This is a genomic window from Bacillus sp. FSL R10-2201 (assembly GCF_038008665.1).
Lineage (GTDB): Bacteria > Bacillota > Bacilli > Bacillales > Bacillaceae_G > Bacillus_A > Bacillus_A mycoides.
This window is the reverse complement of sequence record NZ_JBBOZP010000001.1, coordinates 2135192-2156130: the sequence shown is the minus strand read 5'-3', so window position 1 is coordinate 2156130 and position 20939 is coordinate 2135192. Positions and strand designations below refer to the sequence as shown.

The window sequence follows — 20939 nt, the reverse complement described above, 5'->3', positions numbered from 1 at the left end:
TTTTTCTCTAATAGACGTTTCTCTTATATTTTTTCAGGAAAACATTACTTATTCTAAAAGAAAATGAAGAAAAATGGAATACTTTTTTGAAAAAATGTATAAGTATGCACAAAAAAACCGTTCATTTTGTAATGAACGGTCATTTCATACATATAAAATTGTATATTTATTGTAAAATTAACGAAGTAACTTCTCTTTTTGTAAAAATTGTTTTGCGACTTCTTCGCTACTTTTCCCATTCACATTTACTTCATAATTCATTTTTCTCATTTCTTCATCTGTAATCTTTCCAGATAATTCATTTAATACTTTTTCGAGTTCAGGATATTTCTGTAACGTCTCTTTTCTTAATAATGGTGCTCCTTGATAAGGCGGGAATAGTCCTTTATCATCTTTTAGCACTTTAAGCCCATATTGCTCCAATTCACTATCTGTTGAATATGCATCGATTACGTTAACATCTCCCGATTGTATTGCACTATAGCGCAGTTTCGGTTCCATTGTTTTAACATTTGAAAACTTATAGTTATATAATTTTTGCATTCCTTTATAACCATCTTCACGATCAGCAAATTCTAATGTAAATCCTACTTTAGCTTCCTGTGCAATTTTTCCTAAATCAGAAATTGTATTTATGTTATTTTGATCTGCTATTTTTTTCGGCATGGCTAGTGCGTATGTATTGTTATACTCCATTGGCTTTAACATAACCATATTATATTTCTTTTCCATTCCAATACGAGCTTGTTCATATACTTCATCACGATTTGTACTTTTCGGTTCTTCTTTCACGAAAGTAGATAAAGCTGTACCTGAAAATTCTGGGTATATATCTACTTCACCTGATTTTAACGCTTCGAATACAAATGCTGTTTTTCCAAGGCCTGGCTTTAATTCCACTTGTAAATCTGTATCCTGTTCAATAAGTTGCTTGTACATTTGAATTAATATTTCTGGTTCAGATCCAAGTTTACCAGCAATAACTATGTCTTTCTTTTCGGTATTCCAAAGAAATGGAGCAGCTATCATTACTACAACTATACATATCGTCAATATAACGCGCTTAGAAGAGCGTTTCGGGCTCTCAAGTATGCGAAGTACTATATCAAAGAATAAAGCGAGTAACGCAGCTGGTACGGCCCCTAAAATGATAAGCGCATGGTCATTTCGATCTATGCCTAATAATATGAGCTTACCGAGCCCACCAGCGCCTATTAAAGCAGCTAATGTAGCCGTTCCAACAATTAATACCATTGCTGTACGAATACCAGCCATAATAATTGGCAATGCGAGCGGAAGCTCTACCTTCCATAATCTTTTCCAGCTATTCATCCCCATAGCTCTCGCCGCTTCTATAAGTGATTCATCTAATTCCCGTATTCCTGTATATGTATTTCGTAAAATAGGTAATAGTGCATACACAACTAATGCGATTATAGCTGGCAGTTTTCCAATTCCTACTAACGGAATTAATAGTCCAAGTAAAGCAAGTGAGGGCACTGTCTGCATAACAGCAGAAGTCCCTATAATAAATTCAGCCATTCGTTCTTTTCTCGTTAATATAATGCCGAGCGGCACTGCAATAATTACTGCAAAAAATAGTGAAATAAGCGATATTTGTAAATGCTCACTTAATGCACTTAGCAATTCTACTTTTCGTTCTTGGAACGTTTGAATAAAATCAGTCACTGTTTAGCCTCTTTCCTTCATTTGTTCAACAATGTAATTGACAATATGACGACTTGTTAACGCTCCAACATATTGACCATGCTCTTCAACCGGCACTGACTCTTCAGTTTGTAAGCGGACTAGTGCTTCTTGTAATGACGAATGTAAAGATAAAGCATTCCCTTCAACTCGTATACCCTCGTCTAGCGGCAATACCTCTTCTATACTCTTCCCCTCATACCAAGGTCGTCCACGATTTCCAATGAACTCCTCTACAAACTCATTTTTCGGGTTATGTATAATTCCTTCTGGTGTATCTAATTGAACAACTTTTCCTTCTTTCATTACACAAATACGATCACCAAGTGATAAAGCCTCTTGCATATCGTGCGTTACAAACACGATTGTTTTTTGAATCTTTTTTTGCAGTTGTACGATATCCTTCTGAAGCTGCTCCCTACTTAACGGATCTAACGCACTAAATGGTTCGTCCATAAGTACAATTTTCGGGTTTGCGGCTAATGCCCGTACGACACCAACACGTTGTTTCTGTCCTCCCGACAATTCATCTGGCATGCGATCACGATATACATCTGGATCGAGCCCAACCATCTGTAGCAAGTCATCGACACGTGCTTTTATTTCCTTTTTGGTCCATTTTCTCATTTCAGGGACAACTGCAATATTTTCAGCAATTGTCATATGTGGAAACAGCGCAATCTGCTGCAACACGTACCCTATATTCCAACGTAGTTCGTTTATGTTATATTGTTGAATATCTTTTCCATCGATTAAAATTGATCCTTCCGTCGTTTCAATTAAACGGTTAATCATCTTCATTGTCGTTGTTTTCCCGCAACCACTCGGACCAATGAGAACAAAAAATTCTCCTTTTTTAATTTCTAAATGTAATGAATCCACTGCTTTTGTGCCATCTTCATACGCTTTTGACACATGATTAAATTGAATCACAGACACAACTCCTTTCATGTTGTTTCCTTTATTTTGATGGAATATAGCATTCATTTCAAATGATACGCTTTATTATACAAAAAAAGAGCTCTCATTTGAGCTCTAACGGTCGAACAATATTGTTTTCATAATTGCAGCATATTCACGCACATACGCTTTTTTCTTAGAGCGTCTCGGTGTTTCAGCAGCCAAAGCTTCCATCTTTATCCCTAAACGCTTTGCAATTATTTTCGTTCGATATAAATGATACGTATTACTTACAACTACCGCATGCTTTACATCATATAAATCCATACTAAACTTTAAATTTTCATACGTATTTGTAGAGCGGTCTTCAATTAAAATACGATTCTCATCTATACCATGTACCATTAAATAGTTTCTCATACTGTGAGCTTCCGGTATATCTTCATCTTCCCCTTGACCACCTGAAACAATTACTTTCACCTCAGGGTGAGCATGTAAATATTCCAACGCTATATCCAAACGATTTTGAAGAGATAAAGACGGTCTATCTCCAAATAACTTTGCACCTAATATAAGAACGTATGGAGAGTGATTACTCAATGTTTCACGAGCAACTTTATTCATTCGAAACGTCATATAAATGATGTATAGCGGCGGTAGTAATAAGATTATAAGCAATATCCATTTGTTCATAAATAAGTTAACACTCCCTTTCTTTTTATTATATAGAAAAAGAAAAGGAGGCAGAAGTATTTTTTAAACAATTGATTTATTAGACACATCCGCTTCCGTTTTACGTTTTGAAATTACATAATAAAAAGCAATCCCTAATGATAGGATCAATATACAGCTCAGTACATAAAACGGGATCATCACCCCTGCTTTAGATACGCCTGCCGTAAACAACATTAATAATACAATTCGAATTCCTGTACCAATTAATCGAAATAAGCTGTCCACACGTCCCATTACTTCATTTGGAATTTCTTCCATCATCAATACATTTCTCGCCACTCTCGTTCCAGCATTTCCAATCGCATGAAAAATCGCTAGTCCATATAATAACATAATGGAAGGCTCAATAATCATTACGGTAATTGAAATTACATAAATGAACATCGTCATAACGATTGAAACTTCTGTTTTGACATATTTCATCATGATTGGAATACTTATTCCTGCAAGAACCGCTCCGACACCGTACATCATACCTTCAATTGCGTATACAGAGGCACTAGCTTTGAGTATATCTGAAATATATACTGGGATTAAATAATTTGCCATCATGACACCGATAAACGGCATATAAGTCACTAGTAAAAACCAAAATAACTTAGGGCGCTTTTTCATAAAGTAAATTCCTTCGAACAATTGCTTCTTAAAGGTTACTTTCCCTTTTACTTCTTTTTTCTTTACATACGGTATACATAAGAACAGGAAAAATGCTCCTGCAAAAGTTAACATATCCACTAACAAGATCCATTTCAAAGAAATAATCTCAATTAAAAAGCTAGCAGCTGCGCCTGAAATAACTTGCGTTAATTGTCCTTGTATTTCCATCGTGCCACTTAAACTTTTATAATGCTCTGATTGAAATATTTCTTGGTTAAATGCAAATATTGTGGGATAGAATAATAGATAATAGAAAGAACCTGCTATATAAATAATAATGTAATGAATAGAATTGTATGATTGCCCAGCAAATCCCCAAATGGCCATCATTCCTATAATGGCTATCCCGATACCTTCGTTACATAACAATAAAGATTTTCTTGAAAAACGATCAATGCTTTGCCCAATGAATGGTGTTAGTAAAAACATGATGAGAGTTGCAACGATAGAAATATACCCAAACGTTGTCTCTCCCCCACTTTCCTTAATCAATAGCCACGGAATCGTTATCATAACAATCCCAGAGCCAATAGCAGATAAACTATTGGCGCCTAGAATGTAATACAAGCGAGAATCATGATAAAGAGAGGACATATCACTCAACTCCTAATTGTTTTTTCACCTCTTTATATACGCTCATATATGCTTTTAATTCTTTAACTAAATCATGAATTAATGGTTTTGCATCTTCTCCAAGTTCACTATCTTGCACATGTAATCCATCAAGCACGACTTGTTTTGGAATTGCGTTTGCGTAAACGCCTCTAGCGACAGTGCGCATACTATTTAATGCGTTTATTCCCCCTTTACCTCCTCCAGCAACTGCTAGTAATGCGACAGGCTTATGGATGAATTCACTGCTACTTAAGTAATCTAACGAATTTTTCAGCGCTCCACTCATCGCATTATGATATTCCGGTGTACATAGTACTACTCCATCCGCAGCTTTCACTAAAGCTTTTAATTTTTTTACTGCCTCTAATTCACGTTGTGATTCTTCTCCATTATATAAAGGCAATTCCGCTACTGCTAAATCGTATAACTCCCCTTCAAATTGCTCTGCAATATATTTTGCCACAACGCGAGTTCTACCGAACTTTCTTGGTGTACCGTTAATAACGACTAGTTTCATAATTATTTCTCCCCTTTGTTTTCAAGTTATATTTATATATTATCAGAAATTTCTATACAAAACACAGTAAAAAGAGGGAAAAACTTTCATTAAATAGTATGAGAAATAAAAAAAACTCATACTTTCGTATGAGTTTCACAAAACTAATATTTCCTATTTTTTCACAACCTCATGTCCACCGAATTGATTACGAAGTGCAGAAACCACTTTTCCGTGGAATGTATCATCTTCTTGTGAACGGTAGCGCATAAATAATGACATAGCGATAACTGGTGCCGCTGCTTGTAATTCAAGCGCAGTTTCAACAGTCCATTTCCCTTCTCCTGAAGAGTTCATTACACCTTTAATGCCATCAAGTTTTGGATCATCTGCAAATGCTTTTTCAGTTAAGTCCATTAACCAACCACGGATAACTGATCCGTTCGCCCATACTTTTGCAACATCTTCATAATTGAAATCAAAATCACTTTTATCTAGTACTTCAAATCCTTCAGCGATTGCTTGCATCATTCCGTATTCAATACCGTTATGAACCATTTTTAAGAAATGCCCACTACCGACGCGGCCTGCATATGAATAACCATTTTCTACTGCTAAATCTTTAAATAAAGGTTCTAGTTGATCATAAATTTCTTTTTCTCCACCAACCATTAAGCAAGCACCGTATCTAGCTCCTTCCACACCGCCTGATGTACCGATATCTACATAATGTAAACCAAAGCTTTTCGCTTCTTCAGCACGGCGTAACGTATCTTTATAGAATGAATTTCCGCCTTCAATAACGATATCGCCTTCCTCTAATAATGGATATACATCTTTTAGTACTGACTCGACAACTTCTCCTGCAGGTACCATTACCCAAATTGTACGAGGTGCTTCTAGTTCAGCAATCATTTCTTTTAACGTATGACGGGCAGTAATCCCTAATTCCCCTGCCTTTTCAACAAGCTCATTATTTACATCGTATACAACTACTTCATGCTTGTCTTCATGTAAGTGTTCAGCTAATGGGAATCCCATTTTTCCTAATCCAATTAAACCTAGTTTCATATTAATCAATCTCCCATTCTATACAAATATATTTAATAACGAAATTAGCCCAAGTGCTACAACAGATAATATTGTCTCCATTGCAGTCCATGTTAATAATGTTTCTTTCACAGTCATTCCGAAATACTCTTTAATCATCCAAAATCCTGAATCATTTACATGCGATAAAATTAATGACCCTGCTCCTGTTGCAAGTGCCAGTAACTCTACATTTACTCCTGGTGTACTTGCTGCAATCGGTGCTACAATTCCAGCTGCTGTCATCATAGAAACAGTAGCCGATCCCGTTGCAACTCGGATAAGTGCAGCAATTCCCCAACCTAATAATATCGGTGAAATATGCGATTCTTTCGCCATCTCCGCAATTGTAGTTCCAATCCCAGAATCTAATAACACTTTATTAAATGCGCCCCCTGCACCGATAACTAACAGTATGTTTGCAATCGGCCCTAAGCAATCGTTTGTAAATTGTAAGACTTTGTCTTTAGAAAATCCTTTTGCATAGCCAAGACTAAAGAAAGAATATATCGTTGCAATTAATAATGCGACTATTGGATCTCCAATAAAGTGCAATACTTGTGCAAGTTGACTCGTTTTGCTTAACGCTACTTCGGCAATGGATGCACCAAGCATAAGAAATACTGGAAGTAAAATAGTAAACAATGTATTTCCGAAACTAGGAAGTTCCTTCTTCTTATCTCTTTCAATAAATTGCTCCGCTATTTCTAATGGTACTTCTTTATGTATACGAGCACCGATCCATTTCCCATAAAGCGGACCTGAAATTATTGCAGTTGGAAGTCCGACAATTAATGCATATAAAATTGTCTTCCCTACATCTGCTTTAAATATACCTACCGCTGCCATTGCTGCTGGATGCGGTGGAACAAGTCCGTGTACAACCGAAAGACCTGCTACTAGCGGAATTCCGATTGTAATAAGTGATACCCCTGTTTCTAACGCAATTGTAAATACTAACGGAATTAATAGTACAAATCCAACTTGGAAAAACACCGGAATCCCTACTAAAAATGCAACGAACATCATTGCCCAGTGAACACGCTTTTTCCCAAAACGTCCAATTAATGTGTTTGCAATTCGTTCAGCACCGCCAGACTCAGCCATCATTTTTCCAAGCATTGTTCCTAAAGCTAAAACAATCGCTAAAAACCCTAACGTATTACCAAGACCTAATTTAATAGAATCGATAATCCCCGGATGTTGTGGTGAAGTTCCAATTAAGGGCATCCCCATTGCGAGCCCAACTCCGATTGCTGTTAAAATTAACGCGACAAATGGATGCCATTTTACTACCGTAATTAGTAAAAGTAATATAACAACAGCCGCTAGTACGATCCCAACTACCATTTCTCCCAATCCCCCTATTGTTTACGTTGGAAAGCAGCTATACAATCAAATTCTTCTTTCAAACGATTGTAAAGTCGTTCATACATATAAAACATCTCTAAATATAAAGCCGTATTTTCTTTATTCGGTACATGGTGATGGACAATATCAATCCAATCCTTCACCTCTTCAAGAGAATCAATTTTCCCAATTGCATACAAAGCAAGTGCTGCTGCCCCAAGCGCAGATGCTTCATGACTTTCTGGAACAAGCAATTCTTTCCCCATCATGTCAGATAACATTTGTCTCCAAAATGCAGATTTCGCAAAGCCTCCTGAAACACGTATTTCAGTAAGTGGCCCTGTACAATCTCGAATGGCAAGTGCTACTGAATACACACTCATACAAACACCTTCCATAACTGCTCGTATGAAATGTTCACGTTTATGCTGAAGGTTTATCCCGAAGAATGTACCTCGAGCATTTGCATTCCAGTAGGGTGCACGTTCTCCAGATAGAAACGGTAAAAATAGTAATCCATCTGCTCCAGCTGGTACACTTTCTGCATACTTAATTAATAAATCATAAGGATCAATCCCAAGCTTCTTTGCAACTTCTTGCTCTGGGCTACCAAATTCATCACGTAACCATCTCAGTAATATTCCGCCGTTATTCGTTGGCCCACCGATAACCCAGTGCTCATCTGTTAATGCGTAACAAAACGTTCTTCCCTTTTCATCTGTATTGACATTTGATGAAATTGTTCGAACTGCACCACTTGTTCCAATCGTAATTGCAGCTGAACCAGGCGATATTGCACCGACACCTACATTTGCAAGAACACCATCACTCGCACCAATAACAACTGGAGTATCTTCATGAATGCCCATCTTTTGTGCTAATTCCGGTTTCATTCCCGATAAAATATATGTAGTTGGTACAGGTGTTGATAATTGTTCTGGTGACATATTTAACATAGTTAAAACATCTTCATCCCAGTTTAATGTTTCTAAATTAAATAACCCAGTAGCTGATGCAATTGAATGATCAACTACATAGCGTGAGAATAATTGATAAATGACATACTCTTTAATGGAAATAAATTTATACGCAGTTCTGAATAACTCCGTTTCTTCTTCTTTCATCCACAGTAATTTAGAAAGTGGTGACATCGGATGAATCGGTGTACCAGTTCTTCTATAAATGTCATGACCATTCATTTGTTGTAATAGTTTTTCTGATTGCTTTGTGCTTCTATTATCTGCCCAAATAATAGAGCGCGTTAACGGCGCACCGTTTTCATCTACTGCAATTAAGGCGTGCATTGCTGTACTAATACCGATTGAAGAAATATCTTCCGGTGACACATTACACTTTTCGATGGCAACGCTTACAGTTTTATATACAGCAGCACATATTACATCAGGATCTTGCTCAGCCCATCCGACCTTCGGTTGAATAATTGGATAATCAATTGCATGTGAAGCAACGACTTTTCCTTTTTCAGTGAATACAACCGTTTTCGTACTTGTGGTACCGATGTCAACCCCGATTACTCTCCCCCTTGTTTCCATGCGAACCTTCCCTTCGTTTCTAGCAAAATACGATCTAGTAAACCGTTTACATGAATTAGTATATAAAATATTTTTTCATAAATCAAGTTATGAAAAGAAAATTTTTTTCAAACCAAAATCTACCTCTCATCTTCTTAATCATTCTCTTTATCTTTTTTAAATAACCTTTTTAATTTATCAAACATTCTTTCCCCTCCACCTAAAGATAATAATATATAAGTTCTCGTTTTCTTAGCTTGATGGACATAGGGCTTGGCTCCCTACTATCACTTTTTTACCTTGTAAATATATGTCCCATACTATAAAATCTAATAGTATTTATATTTTTCTGAAAAATCAAAACAAAATATGAATTTTATTGTATAATGTTGTAAAAAGATGTCGGAGGGATTTAATGTTATATAAAATATCTCAATTCACAATAAAACTTTCATCAATTCTTTTATCACTCTTACTATTACTAAATTTACCTTATTTATTTATCACTCAACAGGGATTCACTTTTCAACCAATTCATTTTTTTAATCAGATCGTTACTATGTTAAAACAGGTTTTCTCCCCTGAATCATTAGTAGTTATAGGATCAGACCCGAAATTTGGTCATTTCAAAAAGACACCATTATTTCCAACTGTTTTAGAACCCTACCTATATTCATTTACTGTATTATTTATAGCCTTTTTGCTTGCACTCTTTCTATCATCTAGTATGGCATTTTTTTATTTTTTAGCAAAAGATTATATAAAAAAATGGATAAACCGAATTGTGTTCATATTAGAAGCTGTCCCTGATATGATGATGATGATTTGTTTGCAAATATTTTTCATATGGGTACTTCAGAAATTCGGGGAATCTCCTGTCACCATTATTTCTTTTAATGAAAATCGAGCTTATTTACTCCCTATTTTATCTTTAGCAGTCTTACCTACATTACAAATGTTTCGGATGATGGTGTTATACATAAAAGAAGAACATGAAAAACATTACGTAGAGGTTGCATATGGAAAAGGACTTTCATCAAGTTATATACTATGCATTCATTTATTCAAAAATATATCTATCCACTTCTTTCACCATTTAAAAACGATTTTTGTTTTCTTACTTTCTAACTTATTCATTTTAGAATTTGTTTTTAATATGGAAGGCATTATTCAATTTTTATTTAAGAAGGCGTTTATATCACCTCCAGCTGCATTTATCATACTTGTTATGATTATTTTACCGTTTTATGCCATTTTTCAAATAATCTCATTCATGATGAATAGATGGCAAAAGCAATTGAAAGGAGCAGCATTATGAAATCTATTTGGAAATCAAAACGATTTTTAATCGGGTTTACTTATCTATTCATACTTGTTTCAGCTAGTTTTATTTATAGTTGGTTCTTTAAAGATAACATCCCAAAACCTCCTCAGTTACTTTACAATGACAATAACGAGTTACTTGGAAAGGCCCCCTTTTCGCCATCGTTAATGCCACCTTTTGGATCTGATCGTTTTGGAGAGTCTGTTTTCTTACAAATTGTAGAAGGAGCAAAATTCACCATTTTATTAGCCGTGGCAATTAGCTTCTTTCGAATTTTATGCGGAACATGTATAGGAATCCTCTTAAGTTTATACGCTCCAAGATTCAAGAGATTTTTCCAGGCATGCTCAGAAGTTTTTTATTATATCCCAACTCTATTTATCGCATTCATACTCATCACGCCCGTTAATATTGTAATTACATCAAATGCTGATAGATTAGATCCAAATATTTCATTTACGTTTTATCAAGTTCTCGTACTTATTTTAGTCGCTCTACCTACACTTTCTTTATATATCTCCTCTGAGGTTGATGAATTTATGAAACGAGATTACATTTTAAGTTCACAATTACTGGGTGCTAGCCGTTTTCATATTATCAAAAAACATTTACGAGTCTTATTACTTGATCGCTTATTTGTGTTATTCATGGAACATATCGTCCAAGCACTCATACTCGTTATCCATTTAGCGTTGCTTAACATTGTAATTGGCGGGATACAAATGCGGGAACTCTATGACGGAGTACCCAAACCTGTTTCTCTATCTAATGATTGGGCAGGTCTTATTGGATTAAATCGTTATGAAATGCATCTTTCATGGTGGATTATTTTTTATACTCTCGTTTCATTCTTTATTACGATTCTTTTTATTAAGCTTATGACAATCGGGATTCAAGATGCACTGAAAGCAAGAGATTCGCAAGTTGTAGCAATTCAAACCGTTCCAGATCATAAAAAATTTGTTAAAAATAAAGATTCTTTTTCGTTTGCAAATAAAGTGAACTTTTAATCATGTCTCATCAATCAAGTATTAATTGGCATTGATATTAGTAGAATATAAAAAAGATGATCCCTATTGAATACGAGGGATCATCTTTTTTATGCCGTCTAACTTTTTTACATATCCTTTGCTAGACTCATGCTTTTTATATTTAAAATGAATTATTTACAATCACAATTATGCTGTTTAAAATCGATTACCATACGTCCTTGAATTCTACCTTGTTCCATTTCTTCGAATACATTTTGTACTTTATCTAGAGAACACGTTTGTACAACTGGCACTACTTTTCCTTCTGCGCCGAACATAAATGCCTCCTCCAGATCCTTACGAGTACCAACTAGAGAACCAACTACTTCAATCCCGTCTAATACAAGTCGTGGAATGTTTAAATCCATAGTTTCTACTGGTAAACCTACCGCAACTACTTTACCGCAAGCACGTACTGCATCAACTGCTGAGTTGAATGCTACTTTAGAAACTGCTGTTACTACAGCAGCATAAGCACCACCAAACTCCTCTTGAACAACTTTATCAGCAGGACCTTGAGAAATTGGATTGATAGTCATATCAGCACCAACTTCTTTTGCTAAGGCTAATTTGTCGTCATTGATATCTACTGCAATTAGCTTTGCACCAAATACGTTTTTAGCATATTGGATAGCTAGGTTACCTAATCCACCACAACCATAGATTACGATAGGTTGACCAGGTTTAATGTCTGATACTTTTATAGCTTTATATGTAGTTACGCCCGCACATGTGATTGATGATGCTTGAGCAGGATCTAATCCTTCTGGTACCTTCACCGCATAATCAGCTGTAACAATACATTGTTCAGCCATACCACCATCTACTGAATAACCAGCATTTTTCACTTCACGGCAGAATGTTTCTCTCCCCGTTACGCAATATTCACAACGTCCACAAGATTGGAACATCCATGCAATACTTACCCGGTCACCTATCTTTAGTGAAGTAACATCATCAGCAATTTTAGTAACAATACCTACACCCTCATGACCAAGGATGCGGCCATCGGTGTTTCCAAAATCATGATTCGCAACGTGTAAATCAGTGTGGCAAACTCCACAATACTCTACATCTACTAGCGCTTCACCCGAGTGTAACGGACGTAATTCTTTTTCAATAACTTCAATATTTGCTTTGCTGTTTTTATTAACTACTACTGCTTTCATATGTGATCTCCCCTTTAGTGTTTTAGAGTTTTAATGAGTTTATCTCACAACTACTGTCCTCACTATTTTGGTTAATTATTGTACCAAATTTAAGTGTTCAATCATCATTACAGGTTCATCATAACATGGAATTTCATAAGCTTATTGTAAAATATTGAACAATATTTGAATTATTACCCAATACGTATTTTGATGTATCAAGCTACTTGTTAAATTTCATATGCAAAATATCGAGGTTTAAAAAATGAATGGTCTATAAGATGAGAGATTATTATTATAGGTAATTGGCATATTTCTATAGACACTTAGAACAAGTAGATCTAGAGGGTATATCAACAGACTACCGCCAATATAAAAAGCTCTTCATTTGAAGAGCTTTTTATATTCGCTTCATCGAAATAGTTTCACGTATACTTTGTAAATTTTGTAGTGTTTCCTCTTGTCGCTGCAATGACAATCCCACATACAAAGTATCTAATAAACTAAGCTGCGCTAATCGTGACGAACTTGCTTCTGTACGAAATTCCGTCTCACGCGTCGAAGTATATAATGTTATATGAGCAAGTTGGCTTAATGCCGATTTTTGATAGCTCGTAATCGCAATAATTTTGGCCCCTCTTGCTTTCGCTACTTCTAACGCTTCAAGTAAACCTTTATTACTGCCTGAATGAGAAATTGCAATGACCACCGCTTCTTTTGTCAACAAGCCAGCTCCCATAATTTGAAAATGCGAATCCGTATGAGCAATACAAGAAATACCCGTTCTCATAAACTTATGATAAGCATCCATCGCAATAATACCTGAACCACCATTTCCATAAAACTCAATTCGTTTCGCTTCATTCAGCGCACTTACTGCCTGTTCCAACGCGTTATCGTTTAACAAATGTAATGTATCTTGCAGTCCTGTAATATGCGAATGAAAAACTTTTTTAGCAACAGTGACAATATTATCTTCTACCGATACTTCCTCATGAATATTTTGCATCGGGGTATGTACAATCTCACGAGCTAATGTAATTTTCAAGTCTTGGAACCCTTGAAAACCTAAGTGTTTGCATAAGCGGAATATCGTTGCTTCGGAACTATTCGTAACTTCCGCTAATTCCGTAATCGATTTATGTACAACATCTTGTGGATGTTTCAAAATATGTTCGGCAATACTTCGTAATTTCGGTGATAAACCATTTAACGAAGCCTGAATCTTTCCAATCCCACTTTTTGTACCAGGCATAGCGTATCTTCCCCTTCCATAGTAGCTTTATCCCGTATTAACGGGCAGTAAGACTCCCACCTCAAAATTCGATGAATGCAAGGGAGTTAGGTGGGAGATCAACTGCCCGTAAAAACCCGATTGGTTCAACTAATAATCAGTGGGGATGGCCCCCCCACTGATTAAAGTTTCACTTTATTGTACCTAATTATTGAAAGAAGAAAAACCTTTATTCGGCATCTCTATACATTTTATTTGCTCCTATGTATTCTACCGTAATATATGACACAATTATTCATACTTATTTCTAGTTTTCCCCATGCTTTACTGCGTATAAGGCAGCTTGTGTACGATCATCTACTTCCAATTTAGCCAATACGTTAGAAACGTGTGTTTTCACAGTTTGTTCTGTAATATGAAGTTCTGCTGCAATCTCCTTATTGCTTCTTCCCTTCGCAATTTCACCAAGTACTTCTTGCTCCCTTTTTGTTAACATAGAAAAAGGATTCTCTTTTTCTTTCTTGACTGCTGATCGTCCTAATAGTGCTGGTGTTACTTTCGGGTGAAAATTTGCATTTCCTTGATATACCGCAACGATTGACGCAACGAGTTGATCTGGCTGCACTTCTTTTAATTGATAACCATCTGCCCCAGCTTCTAATGCTGGTAAAACGTAATCTTGTTCTGAAAAACTACTGAGCATAAGAATTTTTATTGTCTCATCGTATTGTTTTATACGTTTTGTCGCTTCAATACCATCCATTTTCGGCATTGATAAATCCATTAATACTACATCTGGCCTTTCTGCTTGGACGAATGTTAATGCTTCTTCACCATTTGCTGCTTCCCCAATAATTTCAAATTCTTCTCTCGTCTTCAAAAAGAATACGAGTCCCCTTCGAACGATATGATGATCTTCTACAAGTAATAATTTAATTTTCACTGACGTTCTCCCTCTCAAACCGGTAATTGAATTTCTATCTTTGTCCCCTTTTCCGGTTCTGCTTTTATTCGAAAAATTCCCCTCATTAATTCAATTCGTTCTTTCATGCTTTTCAAGCCAAGTGCTGACTCTCTTACTTGATCCTGTATAAATCCTATTCCGTTATCTTCTATGTAAAAATGCAACTTATTATTTTCTATCCTTAAATGAACACATACTTTTTCACATGAGGCATGTTTTTTACAATTATGTAATGCCTCTTGGCTTATACGCCATAAAACTTCTTCTATTTCATCTTCAATTAAAACCATTCCATCAATTCGAACTTCCACTTGAATCCCTAACAGTTTTCCGTAATTTTGAATCGCTTCTGCTAAACCTTTCTCTAATCCTTCAGGCCTTAATTGCCAAATCAAAAGTGTCATCTCTTGTAATGCTTCCTGTGATAATTCTCCAATATAACTTAACATCTCTTGCAAGTCTCTATCCTTCGTCATATTTAGAGTCCCTTTCGCTGTTAGCATAATTGAAAATAACAATTGTTTAACAGAATCATGTAAATCACGAGCCAATCGATTTCTTTCAGCTACAACTACATATTTTCGTTCTTTCTCAACTAATTGAATACGTTGTATTGTCGTTCCAATTTGAAATGCAATCGCTTCTAATAACGCTAACTCCTCCTCTGAAAAATGTGTTTTATGAGGCGAGGCTACATTTAATAGACCAAATTTCTCTGATCCAGATCTTAGCGGGATTGTCGCATGATGTGTAACATCTTCTGTCTCGCCCCAATTACATTCAATCGCATCCTCTATTCGTTTACATTCAATAATATTTGTTGCTTTTTCCAATCTTCCATTCACAAAACGTTCTACACACCAACAATCGCCTTCACACATCGGCTTCTTTTCCTGCCACGTAAGAGCTGGGGGTAAGTTTTGGTCTACAAGTATACGATGCTTTCCACTTTCATCAATAAAGAATATCCACCCTGTTTGTAAATTCATAACTTGTAATAATGTATGTAATACTTTTCCTAACATTTCCTGTAAGTTTGTTGCTTCATTTAGTAACTCAGCAATTTCTTTTAATGCCTCTAAACGATGCATCTCTTTTTCATCTATGTTCATTCTCATCACCAACTACCATTATAACATTAAGAAATTTCAAAATACTACAAACAAAAAAGAACCGAATTCCTTCAGCTCTTTTTTCGGAGATATCCCATACAGTTCATTCAAATCTACTGATTTACAAATCTAAATTCTAAACCAAAACAGAAATTAGCTAGTTTTCATTAACTGTCTGATAAAGATTGTCCCACATGGATATTCTGTAAACTTTCAGTGTTAACGAACATATTCGCTGCTGGCATTTGCACTTGATTTTTATGAAAAATAGACATTAATTCAAATCTTACTTGTCTAGAAGTTTCAAAATAATCTTCCGGTTTAATCAAACCTGTAATACAAAATTCATATCCAACATATTTAAGATTAGGATTTAAGTCTGTAACTCCAACATATTTAAATGGTTCAACAGCTTCATCATCTACTCTATAAAGACCTTGATCCAATTTTTCATTACAAATAACACACACTTCTTCTAACAATTCCTTAACTCTTGTAGGATCTTCCTGATAACTTACCGTGATGCGTTCAATAACTCGCATCCATCCTTTATTAAAATTTTGTATCGTTCTAATCTCTCCGTGTGGTATGGTAAGGAGTTTTCCTGACCATTCACGAATTTGCATAAAACGAATACTAATTTCCTCAATGGTTCCTGAATTTGTTCCGTTAAAAGTAACAAAATCGCCAACACGGAACTCTTTGTCCGCTAATCTTGCAAAGCCTAATATTACATCTTTTAGCATCTGTTGTGCAGCAAAACCGATGACAACTCCCGCTATCCCTGCACCTGCAATAATACTTTTTATATCTACAAATTGACTAATTAAATATATGATAAGACTGATGATAATGATATACCTAAAAATAGATCGAATTACACTTTGAATTGTCTGCTCTACCTCTTCATCAAAAAAGCTTGATTTTCTAAAAAACCAATCAATAATGCGATTTATAACAAAAGAAATAATGATAAGAACTAAAGCAAATAGTAAAAACCTTAAAAGTAAAAATTCCCTTACATAATTAAAAAACTCTTCAGTATACGTTAATAAACTCATCCATCCACTTCCTTACTAATAAAAATTTCATACAAAGCTACTATATTTTAAATACGCATTTATCATCTCAACACTTGTTTTCGAAACATCTTTTATCCTGATCTTAAATCGTACTTTCTTAACTATGTATTTGTATTCATTGTTCATCTTCAACAATATAACCCTTTAATCAATCTTTCAACTTCAGATGTTCTTTTCTATTTACTATAACCCTTTTTAATCCTCTAAAGGGATATTACAATAGAATTTTTTATAAACGACTTTCTTTTAAGTCCGCAATACTCACCTCGTTAAAAGCAGACGAAGCTAAATCATTACATGTACAATTTTTTGTTTTAAATGGGCTACCAGAAAAGATTAGCCCGTTCATTAAAAAGTTAATTCAACAGCAAGTCGTCTCTATTTAAATGTGAAAAAGAGACCTTTTGAAGGCCTCTTTTTTTTCACTTCACTTCTGCATTTAAACAAGATTTAAAATGTCCAAGTGCATATTCATGCCCTTGCGCATTAAAAGATGCTACTGCTTTTTCATAAACCACAATTTGAAACCCTTTGTTATAAGCATCTACTGCTGTATGAAGGACGCAAATATCTGTACATACACCTACAAGATGCACTTCCTCTATTCCTCTTTCTCTTAGCTTCATTTCTAGATCCGTTCCTGCAAAAGCACTGTAACGTGTTTTGTCCATATAGTATACATTCTCTGCATTTTTATATTTCTCGCATACATCTTGTAATTCACCAAATAAGTCTCTTCCATTTGTACCTGCTATATTATGAGGTGGAAACAATTTCGCTTCTGGATGATATACATCATTGTCTTCATGTTTATCGATCGCAAATACTACGTAATCACCTTTTTCAATAAATTGTTTCGTTACACTTACAAGTTCCTTCTCAATTTCTTGACCTGGTTTCCCGCATGTTAAAGCACCTTTTTCAGCTACAAAATCATATGTATAATCAATATTTATAAGAGCTCTTTTCATAACTACAATCTCTCCTTCTTCTGTTTCACAGTAAACAATAGAAAATTTGTTATTACGACATCGTATGTACTATTCGACATTTCAAATGAAATCCCTACATTTCCAACTCAATACTTACCTTAATCCGAGTTTATCATAAAGCGTAACTTTAATCATAGGGGGGTATTATCCTTCACTAATCGGGCTTTTACGGGCAAGTTGATCTCCCACCTAACTTCCTCGCATGTGCCGAATTTTTAGGTGGGGTTCTTATTGTCCGTTAAGGCGGGATAAAACCGATACACAATGACAAAACATACAGCTCCAATTAACAAGTCATGAATGTGATAATTGAGCGTAACTTCAACCGCCTCTTGTAAAGTAAACCAAATGACCGAAAACATTATAATAAATAAGAAAATACGAATAACTCGTTTCAAACTTTCAATCCCTTCCTCTTACATGATAGTAAAGAATAAGTTCTTTCTATTCATTCGTACTAGAAAGTGAAACAAATTATTCTCAATGACATAATTCAATCCAAACTAAAAAGTACACTACTTTTGAGTAATGTACTTTTTTCCATATTAAGACGCAGGCTTCGTTTCAAACATCGCTTGATTCAAGCTAATGACTTTTCCTTTTGGGTCATTGTTTTCAAACTGAGCTGCGGTAATCGTATGACTACCTGTCTCAAGCGTCTTTTCTTTTAATTGTACTGTTGTCTGTGTTGTACTAGTTACTTGATGTTTATCTGCAAATATTTGATCTACAAATACAAATGTTTCTTTATCGTTTTGAAAATTGGAAAGTTCTAATTCGACTTGCTGAATTAAAGTATCCTTTTTTATGAATACAGTTGGTATATTGCCATTTTCAGAAGTACCATCTGGAGTAGTTACTTTTACTTTCCCTTCTCCGATTGGCACTGCTCCTTCAGGAAATACGACCATATTCTCATCACTTGCATTTACAACTTGTTCTTCCTGGTTTGACTGTGCATCCTCTTTTTCCTTTGGAGTACCACAGCCTACTAATAACAATACAGACAATCCAGCGATTATGAATTTCTTCAAAATTCATTCCCCCTGTTATTTCATTATAATTTATTATACAAAAATAACTTCTTGATTTTAAAACTAGTTTTTAACACTTTCATGAACAAATATTAGCTTGCTCACGATTACTGTACCATACTTTCATTTTAAGAACATTAATTTTTTTAAAGAAATAAATAGTAATTCCACTCTATTCATCATTTTAGCCCAATTTACTAAAAAAATATCCATTCAAAATAAAAAGACATTGTCATTTCAATGTCTTTTCTACATAACATTTAGAAAATAAATGTTGTAATCTCATCAACTTCTTTTCGCGAAAGTTTCTTCGGCTTATCTTTCGGAAACCCGAGTGAAATTACCATATTAATTTGTTTTTGAGGCTCAATTTGTAAATATTGTCGCAGTTCATCTTGAGCTAATAATACAGGTCCTGTCATTGGACAGGTACCTAGTCCTCTCGCATGGGCAGCCAACATTAAGTTTTGTGCTGCTAAACAGCTACTCTTAATTCCTTCCTCTTCCCATACTGAATCAGGAACGAAGGCAATTGGATCAAATATCTTTTCACGAAACTTTGATTCATATGGTGTTGCCAAACATACGATTAATACTGGCGCCTCAGAGAAAGCTGTCGCATATGGACCGAAAGAACGTGTAAGCAATTTCCCTGCTTTCTCTTCTCCATTTTCTGCTGCTTTTGCCGCAAGTTTATGTAATGCATCCCATGTCATTTGTTCAATTTCTTTAATTTTCTCTCTGTTCATAATGACCAAGAACTCCCACGTTTGTGAGTTCGTATCACTCGGTGCATAACGAGCACAATCAATAATTTCTTTTATATCACTAGTGGATACTTCTTGTTCTGTAAACTTTCTAACACTTCGTCTACCGTGAATTACTTCTTTAAAATCTTCATAATTCATATATTAAATCCCCTTTTTACAGCGTTTTCAAAACTTGTCCTATGGTTGAATTATATCATGAAAAAAAGCTGGGGGAATACCAGCTTTTTCCCTCATTATTAATTTGTCACTTTAAACAAACTAATACTTTCTTCATATGCAGCTTGTAGTTTTTTCGTAATTGGTCCTCTTTCTCCGCTTCCAAACTTCTCATCACCAATTTGAACAACAGGGAATATTTCAAGTGGTGTCGCTGTAAAGAAACATTCGTCAGCCTCGTATACTTCTTGCAATGAGAATTCACGCTCTTCTACTTCAATATGTAAAGCTTTCGCTAATGTAATAACGTAGTGACGAGTAATGCCATGTAGAATGAAATTATCGGCCGGATGTGTAATTAATTTATTATTTTTCACCATAAAGAAATTCGAATGACACCCTTCTGTTACAACTCCATCTCGTACTAATATCGCTTCTTGATACCCTTGCTCGTTTATTTTATTTTTAATCATGATATTAGGTAGAAGGTTTAAAGATTTTATATGACAGAACTTCCAGCGTATATCCTCTTCTACAGTAACCTTTATTCCTTGTTCCATAGTAGCGGTAGGTCTTGGAAACAAAACAATATTCGCAAAATATGTTGGCTGTAAATCTTTTTCATACACATGATTTCGAGCTTGAGCTCCACGTGATATTTGAAGATACACATTCCCATCCTCTTGAAATTGATTTCTTTCAATCATTTGATGAAGTTCTTCAACTAACTCTTCCTTTGTAAACGGCGGAACAATATTTATTTCCCTCATAGATTTAAAAAAGCGTTCCAAATGTAAGTCTAATAAATGAGGCTTCCCATCGTATAGCCTAAATACTTCATATATGCCATCACCAAATTGGAGTCCTCGCTCTTCCAACGCAACCATCGGCTGTTCTTCTTTCGTATTTACAATTCTTCCGTTAAACAAAATCCAATCTTTATGAGTAGCTTTCATTCCTTTCCACTCCTTTATTCCATGATTGGTTTTATTGTACAACTTATCCACACTT

General features: G+C 35.2%; 20 protein-coding genes and 1 pseudogene. 3 read left to right on the top strand and 18 right to left on the bottom strand.

All coding sequences use genetic code 11. The features are described 5' to 3' along the window. Positions 1 to 177: 177 nt before the first annotated feature. The 8 genes from NSQ69_RS11190 to gntK all read right to left on the bottom strand — a co-directional run bounded on the left by NSQ69_RS11190 (position 178) and on the right by gntK (position 9102). Complete coding sequence (locus NSQ69_RS11190) at positions 178 to 1689, bottom strand: ABC transporter permease/substrate-binding protein (protein WP_002127232.1); 1512 nt, start codon at positions 1687 to 1689, stop codon at positions 178 to 180. 3 nt (positions 1690 to 1692) lie between these two features. After that, positions 1693 to 2640 (bottom strand): ABC transporter ATP-binding protein, encoded by a 948-nt coding sequence (locus NSQ69_RS11185; RefSeq protein WP_033709046.1) that lies wholly within the window; start codon positions 2638 to 2640, stop codon positions 1693 to 1695. Between the two features lie 102 nt (positions 2641 to 2742). After that, the gene (locus NSQ69_RS11180; protein WP_002127228.1) at positions 2743 to 3300 is read right to left on the bottom strand and encodes a YdcF family protein; all 558 of its coding nucleotides are present in this window, start codon (positions 3298 to 3300) and stop codon (positions 2743 to 2745) included. Between the two features lie 63 nt (positions 3301 to 3363). Continuing rightward, positions 3364 to 4593 (bottom strand): MFS transporter, encoded by a 1230-nt coding sequence (locus NSQ69_RS11175; protein ID WP_078203242.1) that lies wholly within the window; start codon positions 4591 to 4593, stop codon positions 3364 to 3366. Between the two features lies 1 nt (position 4594). Next, a complete protein-coding gene (locus tag NSQ69_RS11170) occupies positions 4595 to 5131 on the bottom strand; it encodes an NADPH-dependent FMN reductase (protein WP_002031805.1) in 537 nt (178 codons plus the stop codon). Between the two features lie 153 nt (positions 5132 to 5284). After that, a complete protein-coding gene (gene gnd / locus NSQ69_RS11165) occupies positions 5285 to 6181 on the bottom strand; it encodes a phosphogluconate dehydrogenase (NAD(+)-dependent, decarboxylating) (protein WP_002127226.1) in 897 nt (298 codons plus the stop codon). 18 nt (positions 6182 to 6199) lie between these two features. Then, positions 6200 to 7549, bottom strand: coding sequence for a GntP family permease (locus NSQ69_RS11160; protein ID WP_000260210.1), 1350 nt, complete (start codon positions 7547 to 7549; stop codon positions 6200 to 6202). A 14-nt stretch (positions 7550 to 7563) separates the two neighbouring features. Further along, positions 7564 to 9102: a gluconokinase gene (gntK, locus tag NSQ69_RS11155; protein WP_003189016.1), complete on the bottom strand. Its 1539-nt coding sequence runs from the start codon at positions 9100 to 9102 to the stop codon at positions 7564 to 7566. Between the two features lie 394 nt (positions 9103 to 9496). On the opposite strand from gntK, the gene NSQ69_RS11150 reads away from it, so the two are divergent. Together NSQ69_RS11150 and NSQ69_RS11145 are read left to right on the top strand one after the other, a co-directional pair. Then, positions 9497 to 10399: an ABC transporter permease subunit gene (locus NSQ69_RS11150; protein WP_002127222.1), complete on the top strand. Its 903-nt coding sequence runs from the start codon at positions 9497 to 9499 to the stop codon at positions 10397 to 10399. Then, positions 10396 to 11415 carry an ABC transporter permease gene (locus NSQ69_RS11145; protein WP_341099240.1) on the top strand — a complete coding sequence of 340 codons (1020 nt, stop codon included), beginning with the start codon at positions 10396 to 10398 and terminating at the stop codon, positions 11413 to 11415. Before NSQ69_RS11150 ends, NSQ69_RS11145 begins: the two co-directional genes overlap by 4 nt. A gap of 152 nt (positions 11416 to 11567) precedes the next feature. On the opposite strand, the gene adhP is transcribed toward NSQ69_RS11145, so the two are convergent. From adhP to NSQ69_RS11120, 5 genes are all read right to left on the bottom strand, one after another. Then, the gene (gene adhP / locus NSQ69_RS11140; protein ID WP_341099239.1) at positions 11568 to 12605 is read right to left on the bottom strand and encodes an alcohol dehydrogenase AdhP; all 1038 of its coding nucleotides are present in this window, start codon (positions 12603 to 12605) and stop codon (positions 11568 to 11570) included. Positions 12606 to 12984: 379 nt separating this feature from the next. After that, positions 12985 to 13839 (bottom strand): MurR/RpiR family transcriptional regulator, encoded by an 855-nt coding sequence (locus NSQ69_RS11135; RefSeq protein WP_002012688.1) that lies wholly within the window; start codon positions 13837 to 13839, stop codon positions 12985 to 12987. A 286-nt stretch (positions 13840 to 14125) separates the two neighbouring features. After that, positions 14126 to 14761 (bottom strand): response regulator, encoded by a 636-nt coding sequence (locus NSQ69_RS11130; RefSeq protein ID WP_197236062.1) that lies wholly within the window; start codon positions 14759 to 14761, stop codon positions 14126 to 14128. 14 nt (positions 14762 to 14775) lie between these two features. Further along, on the bottom strand, positions 14776 to 15873 hold the full coding sequence (locus NSQ69_RS11125; protein ID WP_222123980.1) for a GAF domain-containing sensor histidine kinase: 1098 nt from the start codon (positions 15871 to 15873) through the stop codon (positions 14776 to 14778). A gap of 188 nt (positions 15874 to 16061) precedes the next feature. After that, positions 16062 to 16955 carry a mechanosensitive ion channel family protein gene (locus NSQ69_RS11120; RefSeq protein WP_002127215.1) on the bottom strand — a complete coding sequence of 298 codons (894 nt, stop codon included), beginning with the start codon at positions 16953 to 16955 and terminating at the stop codon, positions 16062 to 16064. A 287-nt stretch (positions 16956 to 17242) separates the two neighbouring features. On the opposite strand from NSQ69_RS11120, the pseudogene NSQ69_RS11115 reads away from it, so the two are divergent. Further along, positions 17243 to 17362: pseudogene (locus NSQ69_RS11115) on the top strand (NUDIX hydrolase); the annotation flags it as partial. A gap of 36 nt (positions 17363 to 17398) precedes the next feature. On the opposite strand, the gene NSQ69_RS11110 reads toward NSQ69_RS11115, so the two are convergent. The 5 genes from NSQ69_RS11110 to dat all read right to left on the bottom strand — a co-directional run bounded on the left by NSQ69_RS11110 (position 17399) and on the right by dat (position 20884). Then, complete coding sequence (locus tag NSQ69_RS11110; RefSeq protein ID WP_002012695.1) at positions 17399 to 17947, bottom strand: cysteine hydrolase family protein; 549 nt, start codon at positions 17945 to 17947, stop codon at positions 17399 to 17401. A gap of 236 nt (positions 17948 to 18183) precedes the next feature. Then, positions 18184 to 18366, bottom strand: coding sequence for a hypothetical protein (locus tag NSQ69_RS11105; protein ID WP_235713853.1), 183 nt, complete (start codon positions 18364 to 18366; stop codon positions 18184 to 18186). A gap of 147 nt (positions 18367 to 18513) precedes the next feature. Further along, positions 18514 to 19002, bottom strand: coding sequence for a hypothetical protein (locus tag NSQ69_RS11100; protein ID WP_078178586.1), 489 nt, complete (start codon positions 19000 to 19002; stop codon positions 18514 to 18516). Positions 19003 to 19262: 260 nt separating this feature from the next. Next, complete coding sequence (locus tag NSQ69_RS11095) at positions 19263 to 19910, bottom strand: nitroreductase family protein (protein WP_002012699.1); 648 nt, start codon at positions 19908 to 19910, stop codon at positions 19263 to 19265. 98 nt (positions 19911 to 20008) lie between these two features. Further along, positions 20009 to 20884 (bottom strand): D-amino-acid transaminase, encoded by an 876-nt coding sequence (gene dat, locus NSQ69_RS11090; RefSeq protein WP_002165885.1) that lies wholly within the window; start codon positions 20882 to 20884, stop codon positions 20009 to 20011. Positions 20885 to 20939 lie beyond the last annotated feature (55 nt).

What these genes read in the sequence shown, in the direction of transcription:
- NSQ69_RS11180 (WP_002127228.1), bottom strand. Translation starts at nt 3,300, where the DNA reads ATGAACAAATGGATATTGCTTATAATCTTATTACTACCGCCGCTATAC.
- NSQ69_RS11175 (WP_078203242.1), bottom strand. Translation starts at nt 4,593, where the DNA reads ATGTCCTCTCTTTATCATGATTCTCGCTTGTATTACATTCTAGGCGCC.
- NSQ69_RS11170 (WP_002031805.1), bottom strand. Translation starts at nt 5,131, where the DNA reads ATGAAACTAGTCGTTATTAACGGTACACCAAGAAAGTTCGGTAGAACT.
- gnd (WP_002127226.1), bottom strand. Translation starts at nt 6,181, where the DNA reads ATGAAACTAGGTTTAATTGGATTAGGAAAAATGGGATTCCCATTAGCT.
- NSQ69_RS11160 (WP_000260210.1), bottom strand. Translation starts at nt 7,549, where the DNA reads ATGGTAGTTGGGATCGTACTAGCGGCTGTTGTTATATTACTTTTACTA.
- gntK (WP_003189016.1), bottom strand. Translation starts at nt 9,102, where the DNA reads ATGGAAACAAGGGGGAGAGTAATCGGGGTTGACATCGGTACCACAAGT.
- NSQ69_RS11150 (WP_002127222.1), top strand. Translation starts at nt 9,497, where the DNA reads ATGTTATATAAAATATCTCAATTCACAATAAAACTTTCATCAATTCTT.
- NSQ69_RS11145 (WP_341099240.1), top strand. Translation starts at nt 10,396, where the DNA reads ATGAAATCTATTTGGAAATCAAAACGATTTTTAATCGGGTTTACTTAT.
- adhP (WP_341099239.1), bottom strand. Translation starts at nt 12,605, where the DNA reads ATGAAAGCAGTAGTAGTTAATAAAAACAGCAAAGCAAATATTGAAGTT.
- NSQ69_RS11135 (WP_002012688.1), bottom strand. Translation starts at nt 13,839, where the DNA reads ATGCCTGGTACAAAAAGTGGGATTGGAAAGATTCAGGCTTCGTTAAAT.
- NSQ69_RS11125 (WP_222123980.1), bottom strand. Translation starts at nt 15,873, where the DNA reads ATGCATCGTTTAGAGGCATTAAAAGAAATTGCTGAGTTACTAAATGAA.
- NSQ69_RS11120 (WP_002127215.1), bottom strand. Translation starts at nt 16,955, where the DNA reads ATGAGTTTATTAACGTATACTGAAGAGTTTTTTAATTATGTAAGGGAA.
- NSQ69_RS11110 (WP_002012695.1), bottom strand. Translation starts at nt 17,947, where the DNA reads ATGAAAAGAGCTCTTATAAATATTGATTATACATATGATTTTGTAGCT.
- NSQ69_RS11095 (WP_002012699.1), bottom strand. Translation starts at nt 19,910, where the DNA reads ATGAATTATGAAGATTTTAAAGAAGTAATTCACGGTAGACGAAGTGTT.
- dat (WP_002165885.1), bottom strand. Translation starts at nt 20,884, where the DNA reads ATGAAAGCTACTCATAAAGATTGGATTTTGTTTAACGGAAGAATTGTA.